Below are 20,854 nucleotides of genomic sequence, written 5' to 3' on the forward strand. Positions count from 1 at the left end.
GGCGGCATGACCGTCCGCTCCTCCATTGACCGCGTCACGTTTGCCGGCGGCGAGATCGGCCCGCAAATCGCCGCGCGCGCGGATCTCGCGAAATACCAGATCGCCGTCGAGGCGATGGAAAACTTCATCGTCATGAAGGGCGGCGGCGCCACGCGCGCGCCAGGCACGCGCTTCGTGCTCGAGCTCAAGGATCAGTCGCAACGCGGCAAGCTGGTGCCGTTCCGGCGGACCTCGAGCGACTATTACGCGCTGGTGATCAATGCCGGCGTCAGCCGCTTCGTTCGCCAGGGTGGGTTTCTGCAGAACCCGGACACGACGCCGTACGAGGCGTCGGTGCCGTGGGCCGAGGCAGATCTTGCGAATTTGCGCGCGGCGCAGGCGGGCAACCAGATCTTCGTTGCCTCCGGTACCGCAAAGCCGCAGACGATCACGCGGGTCTCGAACCTGAGCTGGACCTGCGTCGACTACGCGCCGACCTCAGGGCCGGTCGACACCCAAAATCTGGACACTGCCATCACGGTGCAGGCGGCCGCGAACTCGGGAACGGGCGTCGCTCTCACCGGCGTCGGTAGCCCATTCGCGGCCGACATGATTGGCGCCGTCATGCGGCTCGACGATCGCGATCTGTCGCTGACGCCGGAATGGTCGGCGATCGAAACCGGCATTGCCTCGGGTCAGCAGCGACGCTGGAACGGCAATGTTTATGCGGCCACGATCGGATCCGCGGACGCCGGGCCGAATGCTCCCATCCATATCGAGGGCGATGTCTCTGCGGGCTCAGGCAAGCAAACATGGCGGTTCCTGCATCCCGGTTACGGCTTTGTGCGCATCACGGGCTACACCAACGCCAACAGCGCTATAGGCACGATCCTGACGCAGCTGCCTGCGACGGTGGTCTCCGGGGGCACCTATCGGTGGTCAGCGCCGGCTTGGACGGCGAGCAAGGGGTATCCGGAAGTCGTCGCCTACAATTATCCGCGGCTCGGCTGGTACCGCGGCAATATCGGCTGGCTGACAGGTGAAGACGACGTTCAGAACTTCGACCTCGCCAAGGCCGACGACACCGACGCGATCGCATTCCGGGTGATCGCGCCTGACGGGTCGCTGGTCGAGATCAAGTGGGCGCTGCCGTCGTCGGGCATCCTGATGCTCGGCACCTCCGATATCGAGTGGGTGCTGCGCGGGCCGTCCGCTTTCGATGCCCTGACGCCCAAGACGACCCGGCCGTTTGCGATGGGCTCGGACGGGTCAGCGCCGCAGATTGCCAACGCGATCGACGGCGGCGTGATGTTCCTCGGCCGCACCCAGAAGCGGCTGCATTACGTCAAGGTCGACCCGGCGAGCCAATCGCAGCAGCTCGCGAGCCAGGAGCTCTCGGTGGTCGCCGAGCATATTTTTGCGCCCGGCGTCGTCGGCGCCTGCTGGCAGCGAGATCCGAACCGGGTGCTCTGGTTGTGGTTCTCCGACGGCAGCCTGGCGTCGCTGACCTTCATGCCGGAGCAGCAGGTGGCGGCATTCTGCCGGCATCCGCGCACCAATGCCTTTATCGAGGACATGTGCAGCATTCCTTCGGTCTCGTCGGGGACCGATGAGGTCTATTTGATCGTGCGACGCACGATCGCCGGCCAAACCAAGCGCTATGTCGAGCAGATGGCCGACTACTTCCAGCCGCAGGACGTCAAGGCGGCGACGGCGGCCGGCGCCTGGTTCCTCGATTGCGCTCTGCGGATCACGGGTTCGGGCCTGACGCAGATCACCCAGCTGGCGCATCTGGAGGGACAAACGGTCGGAGTGTTCGCCGACGGCGCGATGCAGAAGCGCAAGGTCGTGGTTGGCGGAACCATCGCGCTCGACCGTCCGTCCGATGACGTCCTGGTCGGCATTCCGGTGCGAGGCTACATCCGCGATCTGCCGCGCAATTTCAACACGCAAACCGGATCGACGGCCGGCGAGCAAAAGACGGTGCATGAGGCGCTGGTGCAGCTGCTCTATGCCGGCGGCGGGCGGCTGCGCGTCTACAATTCGGAAGAAGACAATCCGGATCTGTGGGAGCCGGCGATCGAGACCGGCGCCTATGAATATTCCGCGATGCCGCCGCTGGTCTCGAAAAAGCTGAAGATGACGGTAGAGGGCGCCTGGGCCGAAGAAGCCCAGCTCGAATTGGAATGCGACGACGCGCTGCCCTGCACGGTACTGGCGCTGTCACCCAAAATCGAAGTGGCGGAGGACTGAGATGGATCCGTTCACGATTGCGCTCGTGGCCTCTGCCGGCGTCAACGCGATTGGCAAGTTGATGGGCGGCGCATCGTCCTCCGCCATGGATGCGCTGCAGGGCAAGGCGTACGACAACAAGGCCTCGCTTGACGGTGTGAACGCCGAGATTGCCGGCATGGGCGTCGACTTCGCAGCGTCCAAAGAGAAGACCGAGCTCGGCAAGATTGCGGAGATGGGCCGCTCGACACTGGCGGCGCAGCGGTCGTATTTCGCCGGCGGCAACCTCGACCCGTCGTTCGGCTCGCCCTTGTTGGTGCAAGGGCAGACGGCAGGGCGCATCCAGACCGACATGAACATTGCGGCCGCGTCGTTCGACATCGACAAGGCCAACGCGCTGACGAGCAAAGCGAGCTACCAGGCGCAAGGCGCGTCCGACATGCTGAGTGCGACGATGGCTCGCTACAAGGGCGATGCGGACATGACGGCCGGCATCATCGGCGCCGGCAGCGCTCTGCTGTCAGGCGTCAGCGCGATGGGCGGCGGTGCGGGCGGCGGCTCGGGTGGAGCGCTCGGTACCATTCAGGTGGGTCAGCAGTCTTTCCCGGCCTATCGGTGAGGTTGATGTGATGGCAGGGCTTCCCGAGTATCACCAGCAGGAACAGGTCGGCGCATCCAATTCGCCGTTGCGCGCGTTTCAGCCGGCGTCGATGCCGGCAACGCCGGATGTGTCCGCTGTCGGCAAGGCCGTCAGCGGCCTGGGCCAGGAGATGCAGCAGGTCGCGACCAAGCTGCAGGAAGGCGAGCAGCACACGCTGGCGTCCCGGGGCATGGAACAGTTTCTGACGAAGAATGCGGAGCTTCGTCAGCAGCACGTCGAAAGCCAGGACTTCCAGAACGCCGAGAAGGATTATCGCGACCAGGCTGCGGAGAACCAGCGCGACGCCCTCGCCAATATTTCCGACCCGAAGCTGCGAGCCGCAACCTCGCTGCAGATGACACGCGTGGCGTTGTCGTCGGAAAACGAGGTCCGTACCGCCCAGCTCGGCCGCCAGCGCGACGTCAACATCGCCGGCAACGACACGCTGACGCAGACCTCGCTGAACGATGCGGCCACCGCGAAGTCGCCGCAGGAGCGGCAGGCCGCGATCGACCGCGTCAGCTCGGACCTCGAGCGGCTGCATGGCGCCGGCTGGATCGACGGGCAGACGGCTGTTGCGCGGTTCAAGTCGTTTTCGGGGCAGCTCGATCAGGCCGATGCCATGGGGCTGGTGCAGAGCAACCCGGCGGCTGCGATCAAGGCGCTGAATGACCCGGCGGTGTTTGCCTCGCTCGACCCGGTCCGGCGCGAAAGCCTGAAGATCGCGGCGCAGGGGCGGCTCGACGGCAATTCACAGGCCGCCGTGGTGAATGCGGCGGCGTTCCACCCGGAGGCGGCGTCGCTCTCGATCGGGCGGGTTGTGCAGCCGGACCATGCCCAAAAGATTTTCGACAACGGCATCGTCGCGATCGAGAGCAATGGCGACAATTCGGCGGTGTCCCCCAAGGGTGCGCTCGGTGCTTCGCAGATCATGCCGGGCACGGCGCGCGAGGTTGCGTCGGCGCTTGGCCGCAAGGACATCGCGGCGCTGTCGGATGCAGATCTGAAGCAGCGGCTGACGACTGACCAAGGTCTCAACCTGCAGCTCGGTCGGGCCTACTGGCAGCAGATGGTGACGCGCTATGACGGCAACGTGGCGCTGGCTGCTGCGGCCTACAATGCCGGGCCCGGGCGCGCCGATGCGTGGAAGGCCAAAGCGGAAGAAAAGTTCGGTACCGGCTTCTCGCCCGGCCAGCTGGCCTCGGTCGTCGACATCAAGGAAACCAAGGACTACATCGGCAAGCTCTACGGCCGTTTCAATGCGCCGATGGACTTGCAGTTCTCCTCGCCGTCGGCGACGCTGCAGGCAACGGCGGCCGTTGGCGCGGTGCTGCAACAGCAGAACGCGCGCGAGACGCATCTGTTGACGGTGCAGGCCGCGGCCGCCGAAACCTCCGATCCTATCCCGAGCCTGATGCGCGCCGGCTATGAGGTCGCGCCGCAGCGGATCGCGGACTATCGCGCCAGCCAGACGGCGGCAGCCGCGCGGGGCGATGCGGCCGCTGCCGGGCGGCTGCGCGATCTCGACTTCGCGGAAAAGACCCAGCCCTTGATCCGGCAGGCCTGGTCGACGCCGCCTGCGCTGCTTGACGCCGGCATCAAGCAGATGGAGGCCGAGATGTCGGCGCCTGGCGCCAGCGCGACCCAGACCGGCGCGAACATGCTGAAGGCCTTCAAGGCTGTCCGCGACGACCAGGTCAAGCGGCGCGACAGCGAACCGGTAATGCTCGGCGGCCAGGACGGCGGACGGTTCTATGCGCTGCAGCCGATCGACCCCAGCGGTGCCATGGGCGATGATTTCATTTCGACACTGAGGAACCGCGACGCGCAGGCCCAGATCGCGCATCGGGTCTATGGCGGATCCGGCTCGCCGTTCACGGCGCAGGAGGCGGAAGGGTTTCATCAGCGCTATGCCGATGCGACCCCGGCGGATCGCGCCGCCCTTATCGGCCAGCTTGCGAAGGGCCTGTCGGCGCAGACCTTCGCGGCCGCCCTGCCGCAGGTCGTCTCGGGCAGCACCGCAAAGACCGACCGGCCCGCGGTGACGATGGCGGCCGGCCTCTACGGCCTGGCGCCTGAGGTGGCCGGTTCGATCCTGCAGGGCATCGACGCGCAAAAGACCGACGAGAAGTATGTGCCCACGGGCACCAACCGCCAGACCTATGACAGCTCGCGGGCGAGCTACCTGCCGGCCGCCGCCTTCAACGTCGCCTCGCGCACGGATCCGCGCGGCTCCTATGCTTCGATGCAGGATGCGATCGACGCGCGCTATGCGTTCCTGTCGGCGCAGGCTAAGGACAGCAGCGGCAATCTGAGCACCTCGCGCCTCAAGCAGGCGACCGATGACGTCACCGGTGGCGTGCTGTCGCACAATGGCTCGGCCGTGATCGCGCCGGCGCGCGGTATGACGCAGGCTGCCTTTGATGGCGTGCTGCTCGGCTTGACGGATGCCGACGTCGCGGGCGCACAGACGACATCGGGCAAGCCGATCACGGCAGAGTTTCTGCGCGGCAGCACCAGGCTGCAGGCTGTCGCCGACGGCCGCTATCTCGTGCAGGTCAACCGCGACGACGGCAACCCACAATACGCGGCGAGCGGTGATGGAAAGCCGTTCGTGCTGGATCTGCGCGGCCGCAAGCCCGCTGCCCTGCCTATCAATGATCCTCTCGCCCTATCGGGGGCTTTGCCGTGAGCCTCGACCTCTTCAATCCGCTTCCAGCGCTGCAGAATGCGCAATCCAATCTGGCGCCCGATCTGCCGGCCGAGTTCTCCGAGGCCTTCGACGTCTCGACGCGGTCGATGACCGAATGGAATTCCTCGCTCAACTATCAGAATGCGCGCGAGCGGGCGCTTGCGACCTATTACGATGACATCAAGGCGCAGACGGGCGTGCAGCTGCCGCTGTATGGCATGGGCGGTGCGGTAAGCCTCGAGGAGCTCAACGACGGCATCGCCAAGCTGCCCAGGCCGTTGGAAGGGGCCGGGCAGAGCTGGCGGCCATTGAGCGAGAGCGACATCGACGGGATGGCGCTGTCACGTATGCGCAAGGCGCACGAAGATGCTGCCGCCTTCGGTCGCCGTGAGGCCACGTGGGGCGGCACGCTTGGCACCATCACCGGCACCCTGGCCGCGGGTGTGTCCGATCCCGTCGCCATGGCCACCCTGCCGCTCGGCGGCGCCGGCCAGGCCGGCATTGCTTTCCGCGCACTCGAATTCGCGCTGATCGGCGGCGGGACGGAAGCCGCTATCGCAGGCAGCGGCGCGAGCTCGCGGGCGGCGGCTGTCCCCGGCTCGCTGCGCGAGATCCCCGGCGAGATCGCTTCGGCTGCGCTGTTCGGCGGCATCTTCGGCGCCGGTATCGGCGGCCTGCAAAAGCTGGCCGGTACCGGCGCCAGGACGCTGCCGGTGACCGTGCGCGACGAGGTGCATGCGGCGACCAGCGAAGCGCAGCTGAACCTCTCCAATCCATTCCCAACGGCGGCGGGCGAAGCGGCGGCGCGGGATGCGACGATCGAGGCGACCAGGTCGGCGGTGCGCGGCGAGCCGGTGCGGGCTGGGGAGGGTTTTGATGCGGCCCATGTGGCTGATTATGCGTTAGCTGCCAAGTCGCAGACGCCGGAGGAGCTCGCCATCGCCGGCGAGAAGCACCTGCGGCCGGAGACCTATGGGCTGGCGCCGGAGGTCGAGCGGTTCGACCGCATGCCCAGCGAGGCCGACGACGTCGCCAGCTATTGGGACAAGCGCCTCGAGGCGGCCACGCCAGAGGAGCGGGCGGCGCTGGGCGCGACCGACGAAAACGTCGTTGCGTCACCTCGTGACGTATCCGCCCGCGATCTCACGACGCAAGAAATGTCGGCCCTCGAGGCCGATCCGAAGACGTTCGATGCGGCCGCGCACGACATCGACCACGTCCTCGCTGCCAACCCGGACGCCGAGTTCACGACGCAGGCGCGGCTGCCCGACGGCAGCTATCAATTCACGACGCAAAAGCTCTCCGACGTCATCAAGGAGCTCGACGAATTCGAGCGGGCGGCAAATGAGCTTGAGGCCTGCGTGATCGGTCTGGAGGCGGCGGAATGAGCGTCAAGGATTGCCTGACAAAACTGCAGAAGATGGGCAAGATCACGCGCGCGCAAGCTGATGCGGCCGACGCGCTGTGGCGGCGCTACCAGAACAAATTCTCGCTCGACATGCCGGCCGCGAAGGCCGATGCCGCTGCCGCGTTGCAGGCGGCGCGCGAGATGATGACGACGTCGCGGCAGAAGAAGAATGCGGTCGCGCTGCAGGTGCAGCGCCAGACCACGGCCGAGCAGGTGTCGCAGGCGCATCCGTGGGGGCCGGCCGCCGGCGGCATGGCGGTGCTGACGCGCGACATCTACCGGACCGGCACGCAAAATGTCGACACCCGCGCGCAGACGCTGCGCGAGATCCTGTTCTCGAAATTCAATGCCGGTTTTGAGGCCTATAAGTCGCAGCTCGCAGGCCTGAAGCAGAACACCGCCGGCGCCCGCAATTTGGTGTCCGAGCTGTTCAACGTCGACAGCGGCGATGCCGTGGCGAAGGCCGCGGCCGCCGGCTGGAAGGACGCAACCGCATATGGCGTCAAATTCGTGCAGTCCGCCGGCAAGATCTTCGAGGAGAACGAAAACTGGCGGCTGCCGCAGTTCTGGTCGGCCGACCGGGTCCGTCGCTTCGGTACCGGCGACGAGTTCAGGCGCGACGTCGCCAATGCGATCCAGTCCGGCGGGCTGAAGGTGTTCGACAAGGAGCGGCTGGAGATCGCCACCAACCCGGCGCGCATCCAGCAGCTGGTCGACAAGGCCGCGCGCGACATCATCACGGAAGCGGGAGCCGCGCTCGCCTTCTCCAAGGAGATGCGCACGTTCCAGTTTCAGGATGGCCGCGACGGGCTCAACGCCTTCCTGCAGCTGCAGGAGAAGTACGGCTCGGGCGCGGAGATCTTCTCCACCCTGATCGGCCACCTCGGCGCCATGGCGCGCGAGGGCGCCCTCGTCGACGTACTGGGCCCGCAGCATGCCGTGACCGCGTCGATGCTGGCGAAGAACGCGCGCGCTTGGGAAAAGCTGGGGCGGCCAGGCTCGGCCCGGGTCCGGCCTGCGCGCACGCTGGGCATGGAAAGCGGCAACGCGATCGACCGCACCTATGCCGTGCTGTCGGGGCGCGCCAACGGTGTCGACAATGCGATGTGGGGCGGTGTGCTCGGCTCGGCGCGCTCGCTAATGGCGGCCTCCTCGCTCGGCTCGGCGACCGTCTCGGCCTCGATCGGCGACAGCGTCACCGCGCTGCTGGCCGCCCGCTACAACGGCATGGACGGCGGCAAGGTGCTGGCGCGCGCAATCGAGACCATCTTCGCCGAAAATCCAAAAATGCAGGAGGACGCTGCACGGCTGCTGGTGACCGGGCACGCGATGAGCGACCACGCGGTCTCGACGTTCCGCTATGCCGACCAGATGTTCACGCCGGAGCTGATCAAGAAGACGTCGGACTTTGTCATCCGCGCCTCCGGCCTCAATGCGTGGACCGAGGGCATCAAGAAGGCGTTCACGATGGAGATGCTGGGCTATGTTGCCCGCAACTCCGACCGCGCCATCGGCGACCTCGAGGCGCCGCTGCAGGCGTTCCTGAAGCGCTACGGCATCACGGCGGTCGAATGGGACAAGCTGCGGGCGCTGCCGCAGTTCGATTTCAAGGGCGCCAAGTTCTTCGACAGCTCGCTGGCGGCGTCCGACGACACGGTGCGCAAGCTCTATGAGGGCGTGCTGCAGGAGCGGGCGCTGGCCGTGCTCGAGCCCGACGCGCGGATCCGCAACGTCACCACGCAAGGCGCCCAGGCCGGCACCTTCATGGGCGAGGTCGCGCGCACGGCGACCATGTTCCAGTCGTTTTCGATGACGATGATCGCCACCCACATGACAGCGCTGGCGATCAAGGACGGCGTCGCCGGCAACAAGGCCATGAACAACGCGCTGTTCTATGGCCTGCATCTGCTCGCCGGGGCCGGCATCATCCAGGCGCGCCAAATGCTATCGGGACGGGACCCGATCGACATGCACCAGGTCAAGTTCTGGGGGCAGGCGGCGATCCAGGGCGGCGGCGCCGGCTATTTCGGCGACCTGGTCGGCGGCGTCTCGCAGGCGGCTGACCGCAGCGTCATCGGCAAGTTTTCAGGTCCGATCGGCGGCTTCATCGACGACGCCGGCCGATTTGGCGCAGCCGCCGTCAAGGGCCGGCCTGGCGCGATCGGGCAGGGCATCGAGCTCGTCAAGCACATCACGCCGGGCTCAAACCTGTGGTTCTCGCGGCTGGCGACCGACCGACTGATCTTCGACCAGATCCATCGCGCGGTCGACCCGACCTATTCGCAGAGCTTCGCCCGGCGCGAGCAACGGGCGCAGAAGGAGTACGGGCAGGGCTATTGGTGGCGCCAGGGCGAGGCGACGCCGGAGCGGGCGCCGAACCTTGGGGCGGGCTTCGGCGGCGGTTGACGGGCGCCTGGCGCCCGTAGGGTCGGACGATCCAACGGAGCAGCACCTATGGGTATCGAACGCGAAATCGCGGGACTGGCAGGCGCCGCAGATGCGGTCGCAGTGACGCCCAGCGACAGCACAGTCTTGAGCGCCGTGCGCGCGCTGTTCGTCGGCACCGGCGGTAATCTTACGCTGACGTTTCCCTCTGGAGACGTCGTGCTCAAGAATGTTGCCAACGGGCAGTTGCTGCCCGTGCGGCCCAGCAAGGTGAAGGTCGCCACGACTGCAGCCGACATCGTCGCGTTCACCTGAGATGATCGGCATCGGCCTCGATATTCCGACGTCCGCTATCCTTGGGAGAGCGGGCACGAACAACGTCCCTAACCTCACGTTCAATTGGGTGGCCGAAGGTGACAGCATCACAATCGGTCTCGGTGGAACTCCGGCATGGCCGTTCGCCGCCCTAGGCACGATGCCGGGGGCAACCCCTTCAACGCCGGGCACGAACACCCCCACGAGTACGTCTCTGACTGGAGGCGCGACGGTCAATCTCAACGACATCGCCACCAGCGGAATTTCAGCGCTGACAATCCGCGACAACTATTCTACGCGCGGCGGTGCGGCCTTCGATGGGGCCAAAAATATCAACATCTTTTCGATCATGGCTGGCACCAACACCAGCGGCGTGAACGACACTACGCCGCAGCAAAAATACCTGATTTTGCGCACGATCTTGCGAAAGGCCAGGGTCACGGGGTACCAGCGCAAAGTCATCGGCACTATTACGGCGAGAGACGATAACCCGGCTTTCTGGACGGGCACGTTAGTTCCGCTCAATTCGTACATAGCCGCGTACTGGAATAGCGATTTAGATTGTGACGGTCTGATCAATTTCTCTGGCGATGCTAGGTTTGGCTCAGCCGCCGCTGCTGACGATTTGACCTACTACGGCGCAGACAAACTCCACCCCAATGTCGCTGGCGAAGCCGCCATGGGTTCGATTGCAAAGTCGGTTATGATATCTGCGCTGCAAGGCGCAGGTACTCGCGTGAACGCTCCGGCGACGTGGAGCATTTTCGACTATGGAACGTCATATCTAACTCTCTCAAATGCCAACCGCACTGTCGCTTGGTCCACGACCGGCTTTACTGATGCTGCCTTTCGCGGATTCATCGGTAAAAGAAGCGGGAAATGGTACTGGGAGACGGTATTTGACAACATCGGGAGTGCCATCGTCGGCATCATCAACGAAAATTTTGATGCCACGCTACAGGTTAACAATTTGCAGGGGACTGTTAACGCGATGGGATATGGTGCCGCGAGCGCATACGGCACCCAAAACATTAGAGGCAACAGTGTTGTTCTAGCTTCAATGTCCGGAGCTTCCGTGAACGGTGACGTCATCCGGCACGCACTGGACCTTGATAACGGCAGCTACTGGATGGCTATAAATGGCGGAAACTGGAACAACAGCGCCAGCAACAACCCCAGCACCAATGTCGGCGGTGCCAGCACTTCGGTGCTGACTGCGAACGGCACCGGCGGATTGATCTATCCAGCCGGGGAAATCCACACGAACGGCGGCCAGGTTACTTCACGGTTTGCATTGGCCGAACAGAGCTTTTCCGTCCCGTCTGGGTTTAAGGCGCTGGATCAGTAACATCCGTAAACGCCGGTATGGGCGACGCGCCTAAAGGTTTGATATCAGGGACTCTGATGCTTTTGATGCGCCGTCTTGCCGGGTTCTCGATCAGCACGTTGGTTGCGTAAGATGCAGCCAGAGCCGCAGCGACGCTTAAGAGGAGCGACAAAAAGGAGTGCATGTCCTGTGGCATCAACCTGCCGGCCCAGTACATGACGGCTTCGTGCAGCAGGTAGACTGAAAAGCTCACGGTGCCGAGGAAGCGCATCGGCCGTGTCGCGAAGAGGGCTTCGCCCAGCCAACCGTCGAACGATAGGCCAAATACGATAATCCCGGCGACGGCGGTGCGGGGCACGCTATCATAAAAGGCGGTCATGTCCTCGCCGACGTCGCCGAACGTCTTGAGGAACGACGAACTGAAGCAGATCGCGAGCAACAAGGCCGCGCTGATCGCGTGCACGAAAAAGGTCGCGAAGTTGTTGAGGGTGATGTGAGGGCGGATCGCGGCAATCAAAACCCCGCACGCGAAAATATGGAATTTGGATAGCACGAAGATGCCCGGCCAGAACCTGATCGTGACGACGCAAATCGCGCCAAGCGCGATTGTGAACGCAAAGAACAGGGCGCGGCTTCTATACGCGATCCACCAGAGCAAGATGAAAAGGCCGTAGAACTGCACCTCCGGCCCTATCGACCAAAAGACTGACACGCTTCCGTTGAAGGTCAAGAGGCGCGCGAGTTGCACGGCGGAGATCTGGTAAACGAAGTCGGGGTCCCATTTGCCGATCGCGTAGGAGATCAACACGACCGCGAAGTACAGCGGCAAGATACGTGCGACGCGCGATGTGGCATACTCGATCACTGCACGATTGGTTGGCTGTCTCGGCAGATAGAGGCTGCCCATCAGGAAGCCGCTGAGAACGAAAAAGATCAGGACGCCATAATCTCGCGCGAATGGTTGAATGATCGCAGGATATTGCAGCATTGGAGCGTGGCCGAGCACGACGATGAGTGCCGCCAGCCCGCGCAGCCCGTCCAGGCACGGCATATAATTCCGATCAAATCGGTCCATTATCAATTTCCTGCCCAAAGTAAATTGATCGTTCAGTATCGCCTAGGTTGTCAAGCCGTGCCCTTGGGTTGGCCAAGGTATTTCCTTGAGATGTCCGCTAGCGCTGACCGTGATTGGGTCCCGCTCCCTTCAGGTCAGAACAACCTTCGACAATAGTCCGACAACTTCTTGATCTCCAAGTCTACAGGGCCGGTAACGTCGAATTCCATCGTAAATACCATGCGGTACTCGCGTTCAGGCTGATTGTCGGCGCCTTTGATGAAGAATTTCTGGGGCGACAAGATATTGATCGTGTCCCAAGATATCTCTCCAAGCTTAACCAGGTGTTCGTTAAAGCCATGCATGGGACCGACGACGACACGCGAGTGCTGATAGGAGCACCGTGAATGGCCGACTTGCATGAGCCGATTTGCCCCGGACGCCGCGGATCGCAGTTGGAGAGCGTTGCTCAGTTCTGACAAGAAGCCTTCAGGATTTGTGACTTCGACACAGGAATCGTAGCCCTCAAATCTAACGCTCCGGTCTGTAGTCGTGCAAAACAGGAGTGAGTGCCTACCAATAGTTGAAGCGTTGACGACGATCCGTTCCACCCCGATCCCGCACTCGATGAACGCGGCCTCCCTTTCGTCCTTAATTGCGGGCGCTTCGACGGTGGTAAAGTAGAGCGCTGGATTGAGGCGAATAATTCCGAGCTTAACGAGATTGTCCGCGTGCTTGGCGGGCCACATCTTGTAGAGGCGACTAGGAGTGGGGCGAGATGGGGACCTAAGATCAAGGTACTTGCCTCTCGCAATTTCCAGCTCGACATCGCTCGATGTCCATTCCGGGAGGTATGTCCGATGGCAATAGGCTAACGTCTTAGCGAGATCCTCTCTGCTTATCCTGGCATCGAGAACCATGTGTGAAGCCAAGGATGCCGAGGGCACGGGTCCGCCGGGGCCGCCGGTCAAACCCGTCGATGTCATGTATTGAGCCATGGACGGGAGCATGCAGTGACCGTTCGGCATAGTCCACTCCCTTCAAGGGACTGCAGAGATGCCTCAAGGACAGCGGACGCGCTCTCAGGCGTCCTCAGGCGGTAGCTTTGCGACAAGGTGGGGCCAGTTGCGCTGGATGATGCCCCGCATCTCGGCATCGACTTCCTCGATGGTGTCGAACGCCTCGAGCTGCACGCGGAGTTCTTCCAGTTGATGCGGTTCGAGCACGTGGCCCTGGTAGATCTCGATCGGCATTCGCCTCTACTCCGCCTTCGTACGCTCAAGCTCCTGCACGGCCGCGACGACCTCTTCGTCATCGAGCACGGTGAGCAGGGCGTCGACGGTTGCCTTGTTGTCCGGGCCGCCCGGTTCGATGTGATGTGCCAGTATGTTCTGGGCGCTCCGGATGGCAAGCAGTACGCGCTTCTCTGGGGTCATGATCGATCTCCGCCCTGAACAACGCGGGAGCGCGTTTATTGCTCCAATCCTGCCGTTCGACCACCGCCTCAAGGGCTGTGAACGGCATCGGCTACCGGAGCAGGCTTACAAGGATCGCGACCAGCACGAGGGCACCCATGCAAATGGCGGTGCGGCGGCCGATGCGGTTCACTTTGTGCCTCCCGAGTTGGTGGTCGAGCGGGCGGTTGACGTCCCCGCGCAAGCCCTACCTTGCCGGCATGACGGTCGCAACCGAAGCCTGTTACGCCGAGCGCAGCTATACCGGGGTCGAGACCGTGTTCTCCCCCGGTTACTCGGCTTTGTCGGCCTCGGACGTCCTAGTCGGTTATTTCGACAGTACCGGCGTCTCGATCGAGCTGACCGCCGGCCTGCACTTCTCGGTCGCCCTCGACGGCTCTGGCGCCGTCACGGTCACCAAAATCGCGTTTCCCTCGGCCTCGCCGGCAGCCCCGGTGACGCTGTGGTTCTTCCGCCAGACGCCGGCGACGCAAGGCGTCGACTTCGACAATCTCGAACGCTTCGATCCGAACGTGCACGAGCGCCTGGCCGATGCGGCCGCCATGCGCGACGCCGAGCTCCGCTCGCAGTTCGATCGCGACATTCAGCCATTCACGACGTCGAGCGACGCGGTCGATTTTCGGCCGCGCGTGGTCAGGGCAGCCGATCCGGTGCTGCCGCAGGATCTCGCAACCAAGGCCTATGCCGACCTGGTCTCCGGATCCACGGCGGCCGGCCAAGCGGCGGCGTCAGCTGCCGCGGCGGCGGGCTCGGCGACGGCCGCGGCGGGCTCGGCGACCGCGGCCGCAGGCTCCGCGGCCAGCGCTGCCGCCAACGCGGCGCTGCTGGCCTCGCCCGACTACGGATTTTTTGTCGATGCGCCGAGCGGGACGCGCGATTACGGCAGCAGCTGGTAAGGAGCCGGACCTATGAGCGTGCAGGTTCAACACCGCCGCGACACCAACGCCAATATCGAGGCAGTGACGCCGGCGGTCGCCGAGCTCGGCTACGATACAACCAAGAAAGAAGCGCTGATCGGCGACGGCACCACCGCCGGCGGCGTCCGCATCGCCAAGAAAAACATTCGCGACATCCTGATCCCGGCGCAGATCACTGCGAACCAGAACGACTACAATCCGACCGGCCTCAAGCATGCCGGCACTTTGATCATTTCGACCGATGCGTCGCGCAACATCACCGGCCTGGTGCCGACCACGGTGACGGATGCAACCGACGGCCGCGAGATCACGATCTACAATTCGGGTTCGTTCAATGCCGTGCTGCAGGATCAGAACGCGTCATCGAGCGCCGCCAACCGCTTCGACCTCGGCGGTGCCGACGTCACGCTCGGATCGAAGCAGTCCCTGACGCTGCGCTACCGCACGCAAGGGACGCTGAACCGCTGGGAGCTCATCGCGTCCACCGCGGGCCAGGGCGTTGCCGACGCCGCAGTCAGTGCCCGCAAGCTTGCGACCTCCGCGCTCGGCGGCCGCTCGGGCATGATCAACGGCACAATCGCCGAGAGCCGCGCCGGCGGCGCCGCCACCTTTGCGCTCAAGACGCTGGCCGGCACCGACCCGAGCGTGTCCGACCCGGTCCTGTTCGTGTTCAACACCGGCGCCGGCGGCTATGTGGTGCGCAGCGTCACGGCGGCGCTATCGCTGGTGATCTCGTCGGGATCCTCGCTCGGTGCAAGCAACAGCGTGCCTTTCAAGCTCCATGTTGTCGGCATCGACAATGCAGGCACCGTCGAGCTGGGCGTCGTGAACTGCGTCAACCTCGGCACGTTCGACGTCATGGTGCTGCATGAGGGGCTGCCGTACACCAGCACGGCAGAAGGCGGCGCCGGCGGAGCGGACAGCACTCAGACGCTCTACAGTGCGACGGCGCGATCGAGCAAGTATATCTGCCTGGTCGGCTATGCCGCCTATGAGACTGGCCTCGCCGCGGCCGGAACATGGAATGCGGCGCCGACCTCGATGGGCCTGCACGGTCACGGCATCTCGCGGCCGGGCGAGATCGTGAAGGAGTTCGCCGCAGAGACCGCGTCGGTCTTCAGCGGCACGACGGTCATCCCCTTTGACGATACCATCCCTCAGAGCTCGGAAGGCGATCAATATATGACGCTGGCCGTGCTCCCTAAATTCGCCAGCCACATTCTCGACGTCATGGTCGACGCGTCCGTTTCCAACAGCAACAGCAACAACGTCGTCGCAGCGCTGTTTCAGGACAGTCAGACCGGTGCGTTCGGGGCCAAGGGGCAGACGGTCACGGCCAACGATCTCTACCAGGTCGCCTTCTCCAAGCGGGTGCAGGCGGCCGCAACGTCGACGACGCTGAAGCTTCGCATCGGTGGCGGCAGCGCCGGCACCGTCACGATCAACGGCACCGCCACCGCGCGGCGCCTCGGCGGCGTGATGTTCTCCTGCCTGCGCGCGCTGGAGATCGCCACGTGAGCGACGACGACCGCGCGATCATGGCCGCGGTCGCAAGCCTGCGGCCTGGTGCGGGATGGAATTTCAACTACGGCCGCGGCTTGGCCGGCCTGTCCTGGCTCGACAGCAGGATCGCGCGCCCGAGCGACGCCGAGATCGAGGCCGAGATCGTGCGCCTGGCCGCGCTGCCGGTCGCGGCCGCAAGGCTCGAACAGCACCTGACGTCGGCGATCGCCGAGCTCGCAGCACCAAAGGAAACGCCCATGCGCGGCATGAAACGTCTCGCCTTCCTGACGCAGGATCTGGTGAAGAATATGGACGCCGAGGCAGACAAGGTCGCCGACGAGATCCAGCTGGCGCACGATCGCGCCCAGGTCGCGATCGACAAGTTCCGGCAGCACGGCGCCGATATCCGTAAAGTTGCGGACGACATCGAGGCGGCGCTGGGGCAGATCACCAACAGCCCTACCGAGGCGTCGACCGGCTCGTCAGGCACAACGAGCGGTTGACGTAAGCGCTGCTGCCGCATGTTCGCGGCATGATGCGCATGCTGATCCTCCTTTGCCTCCTCACGGCTTCCCCGGTGTGTGCCCACGCCGGGGAAAGTGTTTTGGCGTCCTGGTACGGCTTCGAGAGCGGGTCGCGGACGGCGAACGGCGAGCGCTTCAATCCGCATGAGATGACCTGCGCGCACCGCTCGTTGCAGTTCGGCACGCGCCTGCTGGTCGCCTATCGCGGCCGCAGCGTGATCTGCCGCGTCAACGATCGGGGCCCTGCCGCTTGGACCGGCCGCAGCGTCGATCTCTCTCTCGGCGCGGCGCGCACCATCGGCATGGTCGATGCCGGCGTCGGCCGCGTCACCATCGAAAGGGTTGACTGATGTCGCGCTGGCCTCACGACGATCCCGCTTCGCTGGCAGCCTTCTATGGCGATCCCGCCAAGGACGAGCCCGGCAAGCTTCTGGTGCCGGTCATTCCGCCGTTTCAGATGTACTACGCCGGCAAGCCGGTGAAGCAGATCCTGTTTCACCGCAAGGCTGCCGGCGCGCTGCGGGCCGCGCTCGAGGACATCTGGACGTCCTGCGGCCGCAACCAGGCCCGGGTCGACGCCTTGCGGATCTCGCACTATTCCGGCGCCTACAATCATCGGCTGATCCGTGGCTCCGCCGATCGCTGGTCCAACCATGCTTACGGCGCGGCGATCGACTTCGACGCCGAACACAACGGCTTCAATACCGGTCACGGCACCATGTCGCAGATCGTGATCGACGCCTTCAAGCGCCAGGGCGCGTTGTGGGGCGGCGATTACCATGGCCGCACCGATCCGATGCACTTTGAATTCTGCTCGCGCGAGGCAGCCGTGGCGCGGCCTGTGGCGCTCGTCGGTGAGGTGCAGGCCGATGGCGACAGCGATGCCCCGGAAGGGGCTGAGGAGGATCAGGGGCCGCCCGGCAGCCCGCCGGGGCCGGCGCCTTCGGCAAACGGCTTCTTCTCGCGTGCGCGCAACTGGGTGGTGGCTGCCGGATCCAGCATCGGTTTTGGCGGCCTCGGCGCATTGACGGACTGGCAGATCGCGGCGGCGCTGTTCGCCTTCATCTTCCTCTCCGCGGTTTGCCTGGTCACCTTCATCATCTGCTTCTTCGGCGCCGAGCCCGTCCGGGTCTGGGTGCGAAAGCACGTCGCATGATGACCGATCTGTTCTGGAACGCCGCGACCTCGACCCTTGCGCTGTCGCTGATCAGCCTGGTGCTGGCTGCCGCGTTCCTCGTCGCCCATGTGCCCGGGATCGTCGAGCGCCTCTGGCCGCAGGCCTATGTCTACGCCAAGGCCGCCGCGCTGGTGCAGGCGCTGGCGGCCGCGCTGCTGTTCTTCCTGGTGGGCTTTCGTGTCGCCGATGAGCGATCCGTAACCCGGCAGCTCAAGAACGATCTGGCGTTCAAGGAAATGCAGATCGAGGACAGCGAGGCCACGGCCAAGGAGGCCGAGCGGCTCAAGGCAGAGGCCGATGCGAAAGCCGACGAGGCGAAGGAAAAGCTCGATGATTTCCGCAAGAAGTTCGGCGACAGGCCGGAGGCTGTGTGCGCCTTTACTGCTGATGATCTTGAGCGGCTGCGCGCACTCGGCCGCGCCAAGCGCCGGTAACCAGGGCTACCAGCTTTCGCGCGCCTGTGAACAATTGGCCGCGAACGTGGTTGATCCCCAGGACGCCGGCATGGTCACGCTCAACACAGATCCGAAGCTGGCCGTCGGCGAATACAAGGTGGCGCTCGATGAGGCCAACGGCAATCTCGACGCGACGCGGGACTGCCAGGTGAGCCAGCGGCAGCGGGCAGCGAAGGGGCGGTGATGACGGACGCCACGACCGAAGCCGCCTTGCGCGAGATGAGCCGATCGATTGGCGGGCTGGAGAGCACCGTCAAGACGCTGGTGACCACATGGCAATCGCAGGAAGCCTCGGCCTCGCAGGGCCGGCGCGATCTCCATTTCAAGTTCGATGCCCTCTCGGAGAAGGTCTCGAGCCTGAGCGCCAAGGTCGACACCGCGATCGCCGACATCACCGACATCAAGCCCTCGGTCGAGGCGTTCGAGGATGCCAAGTCGCAGGCCGCGGGCGCCCAGAAGCTCGGCAAATGGATCTGGGGCGGGCTGGTCGCCGGCGGCGGCGTGCTCGGCTGGATGCTGGCGAACTGGATCTCGCTCGGTCCGAAGCCGCCGCTGCATTGAGCGTGCGACACGGGCCCACAGAACGCCCGCAGTTCTCGCCATGTTCTCCCCAGCATGCGACACGTAAGTCATTGAGAACAGGTGACAACAAGTAGCTCTTAATCAGCGGGTCCCAGGTTCGAGCCCTGGTGCGCCCACCATAAAATCAAGCACTTAGCATCAGACGTGGCGCGGTAAGGTGGCTTGTTTTACAGGTCATTTTACAGTTTTGTTCTCGCTTCGAGCTTCAGTACCGCAGCTTCAGCGAGCTGAATGTCGCGACCGAGGTAGTGCGCGTCGAGGATGGCCTCGACGTCCTTGAGCGAGTGGCCAGTCACAGCAGCGATCTGCGGCACGGTCGCGCCGGCGATGGCGAGCCTTACCACGGCGGTGCCTCTCAAATCGTGAAAGGTAAGGCCGCTCACACCGGCGCGCTCGCAGGCCTTCCCCCACGATGTACGAAATCCATCTGACGTCCACGGCCGGCCCAGCGTGTTCGTCAGAATCAGTGGTCCACGACGCTCAGTGGCTTCAAGGAGAACCCGCAGCGGCGTACCCGCCGGCATCGCCACGCGCCGACCGCCCTTGGACTGCCGTAGGCGAATGTACGGGCTCTCGTAGGCGGACCAGGGCAACCGCAACAGGTCGCCCTGTCGTTGGCCGCTCCACAGAGCCAGTATGAGGGCGAGTTGGATCTCGCCGGACGCGACCGAGAGAACGGCGGCAATGTCCTGTTCCGACCAAATCTTGTCTTTGCGGTCAGCCACATAGAGGCGGCCGCCACGCTCGCATGGGTTGGTGGCGATAATGCCGCGGTCTTTCGCGAACGACATCAGTCGGGCTAACGTCGTCCACGCGTAGTCGGCCTTGCGCGGCGTGTTCGCGAACTTGTCACGCCAGCTCTTGAATTCGCCGCGAACTCTTCGGTCGGTCAGTGCGGCGATCGGCAAGTCACCGAATTCATCCTCGACCAGCTTGATGTAAGCAAGATACGCGCGCTTTGTCGATTGAGCCAGGCCAGTAAACTCCGGCGCGGCTTTGTATTGGGCGATGATTGTCATGAACGTGCCGGCACGCGGCTGTCGAACGCTGGCATGCGCGTCATGATACTCGCGAATGAATCCCGGCGTGCCGGGCTTGGCCTTGATTTGGGGCCCGCCACGCCAGGCATAGTAGTAGGTCTTGACCTCGCCCGTTGCGAGGCGGGCGTTAACTCGATGAACCCCTTTCAGAACGACGCGCACGTTTAGCTCTCCATTCATCTAAGGCAGACGTTTCCTGTTGCGGCTGGAGGCCGCTCATGATGTCCAATGCAAGGTCGATAGCTTTCAGATCCCACCGCGTTGTGCCTGCAAGTGGCGAGGGCAGCTTGCCAGACCGCACCCAAGCCGAAAAAGCGCTCGGCGACAGGTTGCAGTAGGCAGCTGCTTGCTGCCTGCTCAACAACCGTGGCGTGAGCACTCGGCAGGATGTCGAGTCGACGTCCTGGCTCGTGGTTGAGTTTGAGAAGCCGATAGCCGCACGGGTGCTTCCAAGTGATGTGCGGCGATCAGAAGCGGGCGAATGTTCGTCCGTAAGATGCGCGTTGGTCACGCGACCAGCAGATTTCGACTCCATTTTGACGTGCCAGTCGCCGATACCAACGGCGATTGTTTCACGTGACTCGTCCGGAGACTGAGTGGGAGAAGAATTTGCGTAACACCGGATAAAACAACCGTGTGTGCATAGAAATGTACATCACAGAAGCGGTGAAGTCAAAGGTGCAGCCCAGCTTGCCTCAACCAAAATGAAGGTCTCTGGTCAACTTGACCAAAAAAGCGGCGAGGGCAGCCGACCCGACAGGCTGATCCTCAGGCTATGTTTTGGTGCACCGCTCGCTTTGAGCATCTCGAAGCTGACTGACCCTTTGCCCAATCCGGTTAACACAAAACGACGAGCCGAGATCGTCTGAAATGGGCGGTCCCTCAGCTCAGGTCCAGACCCTCAGATCGCTAACCGCCTTGCATTTTAGGCCGATGCCGTGACCGAGGCGCGGCGTCATTGGCTCACGCTATTGAATTGCAGCGGGGGCAGTGCTAATTTCGGCGTTGGGAGAGCGTGCGTATCTTGGACAGACGCCGATAGCCTCATCCTTTCTCTACTGAGCCCTGTGCCAGTCACGTGGAAGTCCCCCCGCTAAGCCGCGGCCGACTGCTCATGTGCTCCGTAGACTTCAACTCAGTCAAAAACGG

General features: G+C 64.0%; 19 protein-coding genes and 1 pseudogene. 15 read left to right on the top strand and 5 right to left on the bottom strand.

The features are described from left to right. The first annotated feature begins 6 nt into the window (after nucleotides 1-6). Genes IVB48_RS20335 through IVB48_RS20365 form a run of 7 tightly spaced genes read left to right on the top strand, consistent with a single transcriptional unit; the run spans nucleotide 7 to nucleotide 10,999 of the window. The gene (locus tag IVB48_RS20335) at nucleotides 7-2,232 is read left to right on the top strand and encodes a hypothetical protein (RefSeq protein WP_247402188.1); all 2,226 of its coding nucleotides are present in this window, start codon (nucleotides 7-9) and stop codon (nucleotides 2,230-2,232) included. 1 nt (nucleotide 2,233) lies between these two features. After that, the gene (locus tag IVB48_RS20340; RefSeq protein ID WP_247402190.1) at nucleotides 2,234-2,830 is read left to right on the top strand and encodes a hypothetical protein; all 597 of its coding nucleotides are present in this window, start codon (nucleotides 2,234-2,236) and stop codon (nucleotides 2,828-2,830) included. A gap of 10 nt (nucleotides 2,831-2,840) precedes the next feature. Continuing rightward, complete coding sequence (locus tag IVB48_RS20345; protein ID WP_247402192.1) at nucleotides 2,841-5,543, top strand: transglycosylase SLT domain-containing protein; 2,703 nt, start codon at nucleotides 2,841-2,843, stop codon at nucleotides 5,541-5,543. Next, nucleotides 5,540-6,931, top strand: a complete 1,392-nt coding sequence (locus IVB48_RS20350; RefSeq protein ID WP_247402195.1) for a hypothetical protein — start codon at nucleotides 5,540-5,542, stop codon at nucleotides 6,929-6,931. The genes IVB48_RS20345 and IVB48_RS20350 overlap by 4 nt, the downstream gene beginning before the upstream one ends. Next, nucleotides 6,928-9,357, top strand: a complete 2,430-nt coding sequence (locus IVB48_RS20355) for a hypothetical protein (RefSeq protein ID WP_247402197.1) — start codon at nucleotides 6,928-6,930, stop codon at nucleotides 9,355-9,357. The genes IVB48_RS20350 and IVB48_RS20355 overlap by 4 nt, the downstream gene beginning before the upstream one ends. 48 nt (nucleotides 9,358-9,405) lie before the next feature. Then, nucleotides 9,406-9,651: a hypothetical protein gene (locus IVB48_RS20360; RefSeq protein ID WP_247402199.1), complete on the top strand. Its 246-nt coding sequence runs from the start codon at nucleotides 9,406-9,408 to the stop codon at nucleotides 9,649-9,651. Nucleotide 9,652: 1 nt separating this feature from the next. Continuing rightward, entirely contained in the window at nucleotides 9,653-10,999 is a 1,347-nt protein-coding gene (locus tag IVB48_RS20365) for a hypothetical protein (RefSeq protein WP_247402201.1), read from the top strand. On the opposite strand, the gene IVB48_RS20370 is transcribed toward IVB48_RS20365, so the two are convergent. The 4 genes from IVB48_RS20370 to IVB48_RS20385 form a co-directional block, all read right to left on the bottom strand. Beyond that, a complete protein-coding gene (locus IVB48_RS20370; RefSeq protein WP_247402203.1) occupies nucleotides 10,980-12,053 on the bottom strand; it encodes an acyltransferase in 1,074 nt (357 codons plus the stop codon). The two genes, IVB48_RS20365 and IVB48_RS20370, sit on opposite strands and share 20 nt — an antisense overlap. 134 nt (nucleotides 12,054-12,187) lie before the next feature. Next, entirely contained in the window at nucleotides 12,188-12,952 is a 765-nt protein-coding gene (locus tag IVB48_RS20375) for a hypothetical protein (protein WP_247402205.1), read from the bottom strand. A gap of 162 nt (nucleotides 12,953-13,114) precedes the next feature. Continuing rightward, complete coding sequence (locus IVB48_RS20380) at nucleotides 13,115-13,285, bottom strand: hypothetical protein (protein WP_247402206.1); 171 nt, start codon at nucleotides 13,283-13,285, stop codon at nucleotides 13,115-13,117. Nucleotides 13,286-13,291: 6 nt separating this feature from the next. After that, nucleotides 13,292-13,468, bottom strand: a complete 177-nt coding sequence (locus IVB48_RS20385; RefSeq protein ID WP_247402208.1) for a hypothetical protein — start codon at nucleotides 13,466-13,468, stop codon at nucleotides 13,292-13,294. A gap of 206 nt (nucleotides 13,469-13,674) precedes the next feature. On the opposite strand from IVB48_RS20385, the gene IVB48_RS20390 reads away from it, so the two are divergent. The 8 genes and pseudogenes from IVB48_RS20390 (at nucleotide 13,675) to IVB48_RS20420 (ending at nucleotide 18,644) form a co-directional block, all read left to right on the top strand. Then, nucleotides 13,675-14,403 (top strand): hypothetical protein, encoded by a 729-nt coding sequence (locus IVB48_RS20390; protein ID WP_247402210.1) that lies wholly within the window; start codon nucleotides 13,675-13,677, stop codon nucleotides 14,401-14,403. A 12-nt stretch (nucleotides 14,404-14,415) separates the two neighbouring features. Next, nucleotides 14,416-15,942 (top strand): hypothetical protein, encoded by a 1,527-nt coding sequence (locus IVB48_RS20395; protein WP_247402212.1) that lies wholly within the window; start codon nucleotides 14,416-14,418, stop codon nucleotides 15,940-15,942. Further along, nucleotides 15,939-16,430, top strand: a complete 492-nt coding sequence (locus IVB48_RS20400) for a hypothetical protein (RefSeq protein ID WP_247402215.1) — start codon at nucleotides 15,939-15,941, stop codon at nucleotides 16,428-16,430. Before IVB48_RS20395 ends, IVB48_RS20400 begins: the two co-directional genes overlap by 4 nt. A gap of 95 nt (nucleotides 16,431-16,525) precedes the next feature. Next, nucleotides 16,526-16,801 (top strand): annotated as a pseudogene (locus IVB48_RS20405) (septal ring lytic transglycosylase RlpA family protein); the annotation flags it as partial. Then, nucleotides 16,801-17,607, top strand: coding sequence for a M15 family metallopeptidase (locus IVB48_RS20410; protein ID WP_247402218.1), 807 nt, complete (start codon nucleotides 16,801-16,803; stop codon nucleotides 17,605-17,607). The pseudogene IVB48_RS20405 and the gene IVB48_RS20410, both read left to right, overlap by 1 nt. Continuing rightward, nucleotides 17,604-18,062 carry a hypothetical protein gene (locus tag IVB48_RS20415; protein ID WP_247402220.1) on the top strand — a complete coding sequence of 153 codons (459 nt, stop codon included), beginning with the start codon at nucleotides 17,604-17,606 and terminating at the stop codon, nucleotides 18,060-18,062. Before IVB48_RS20410 ends, IVB48_RS20415 begins: the two co-directional genes overlap by 4 nt. Nucleotides 18,063-18,132: 70 nt before the next feature. Beyond that, complete coding sequence (locus tag IVB48_RS41200; RefSeq protein ID WP_256468903.1) at nucleotides 18,133-18,267, top strand: hypothetical protein; 135 nt, start codon at nucleotides 18,133-18,135, stop codon at nucleotides 18,265-18,267. Next, nucleotides 18,267-18,644, top strand: coding sequence for a DUF1515 domain-containing protein (locus tag IVB48_RS20420; protein ID WP_247402223.1), 378 nt, complete (start codon nucleotides 18,267-18,269; stop codon nucleotides 18,642-18,644). Before IVB48_RS41200 ends, IVB48_RS20420 begins: the two co-directional genes overlap by 1 nt. Before the next feature lie 200 nt (nucleotides 18,645-18,844). On the opposite strand, the gene IVB48_RS20425 is transcribed toward IVB48_RS20420, so the two are convergent. Next, nucleotides 18,845-19,867, bottom strand: a complete 1,023-nt coding sequence (locus tag IVB48_RS20425) for a site-specific integrase (protein ID WP_247402226.1) — start codon at nucleotides 19,865-19,867, stop codon at nucleotides 18,845-18,847. Between the last annotated feature and the right edge of the window lie 987 nt (nucleotides 19,868-20,854).

The sequence above is a fragment of the Bradyrhizobium sp. 76 genome, assembly GCF_023073025.1.
Lineage (GTDB): Bacteria > Pseudomonadota > Alphaproteobacteria > Rhizobiales > Xanthobacteraceae > Bradyrhizobium.

Coding starts and splice junctions, on each gene's coding strand:
- IVB48_RS20335 (WP_247402188.1), top strand. CDS start 7: ATGACCGTCCGCTCCTCCATTGACCGCGTCACGTTTGCCGGCGGCGAG.
- IVB48_RS20340 (WP_247402190.1), top strand. CDS start 2,234: ATGGATCCGTTCACGATTGCGCTCGTGGCCTCTGCCGGCGTCAACGCG.
- IVB48_RS20345 (WP_247402192.1), top strand. CDS start 2,841: ATGGCAGGGCTTCCCGAGTATCACCAGCAGGAACAGGTCGGCGCATCC.
- IVB48_RS20355 (WP_247402197.1), top strand. CDS start 6,928: ATGAGCGTCAAGGATTGCCTGACAAAACTGCAGAAGATGGGCAAGATC.
- IVB48_RS20360 (WP_247402199.1), top strand. CDS start 9,406: ATGGGTATCGAACGCGAAATCGCGGGACTGGCAGGCGCCGCAGATGCG.
- IVB48_RS20365 (WP_247402201.1), top strand. CDS start 9,653: ATGATCGGCATCGGCCTCGATATTCCGACGTCCGCTATCCTTGGGAGA.
- IVB48_RS20370 (WP_247402203.1), bottom strand. CDS start 12,053: ATGGACCGATTTGATCGGAATTATATGCCGTGCCTGGACGGGCTGCGC.
- IVB48_RS20375 (WP_247402205.1), bottom strand. CDS start 12,952: ATGGTTCTCGATGCCAGGATAAGCAGAGAGGATCTCGCTAAGACGTTA.
- IVB48_RS20380 (WP_247402206.1), bottom strand. CDS start 13,285: ATGCCGATCGAGATCTACCAGGGCCACGTGCTCGAACCGCATCAACTG.
- IVB48_RS20385 (WP_247402208.1), bottom strand. CDS start 13,468: ATGACCCCAGAGAAGCGCGTACTGCTTGCCATCCGGAGCGCCCAGAAC.
- IVB48_RS20395 (WP_247402212.1), top strand. CDS start 14,416: ATGAGCGTGCAGGTTCAACACCGCCGCGACACCAACGCCAATATCGAG.
- IVB48_RS20410 (WP_247402218.1), top strand. CDS start 16,801: ATGTCGCGCTGGCCTCACGACGATCCCGCTTCGCTGGCAGCCTTCTAT.
- IVB48_RS20415 (WP_247402220.1), top strand. CDS start 17,604: ATGATGACCGATCTGTTCTGGAACGCCGCGACCTCGACCCTTGCGCTG.
- IVB48_RS41200 (WP_256468903.1), top strand. CDS start 18,133: ATGGTCACGCTCAACACAGATCCGAAGCTGGCCGTCGGCGAATACAAG.
- IVB48_RS20420 (WP_247402223.1), top strand. CDS start 18,267: ATGACGGACGCCACGACCGAAGCCGCCTTGCGCGAGATGAGCCGATCG.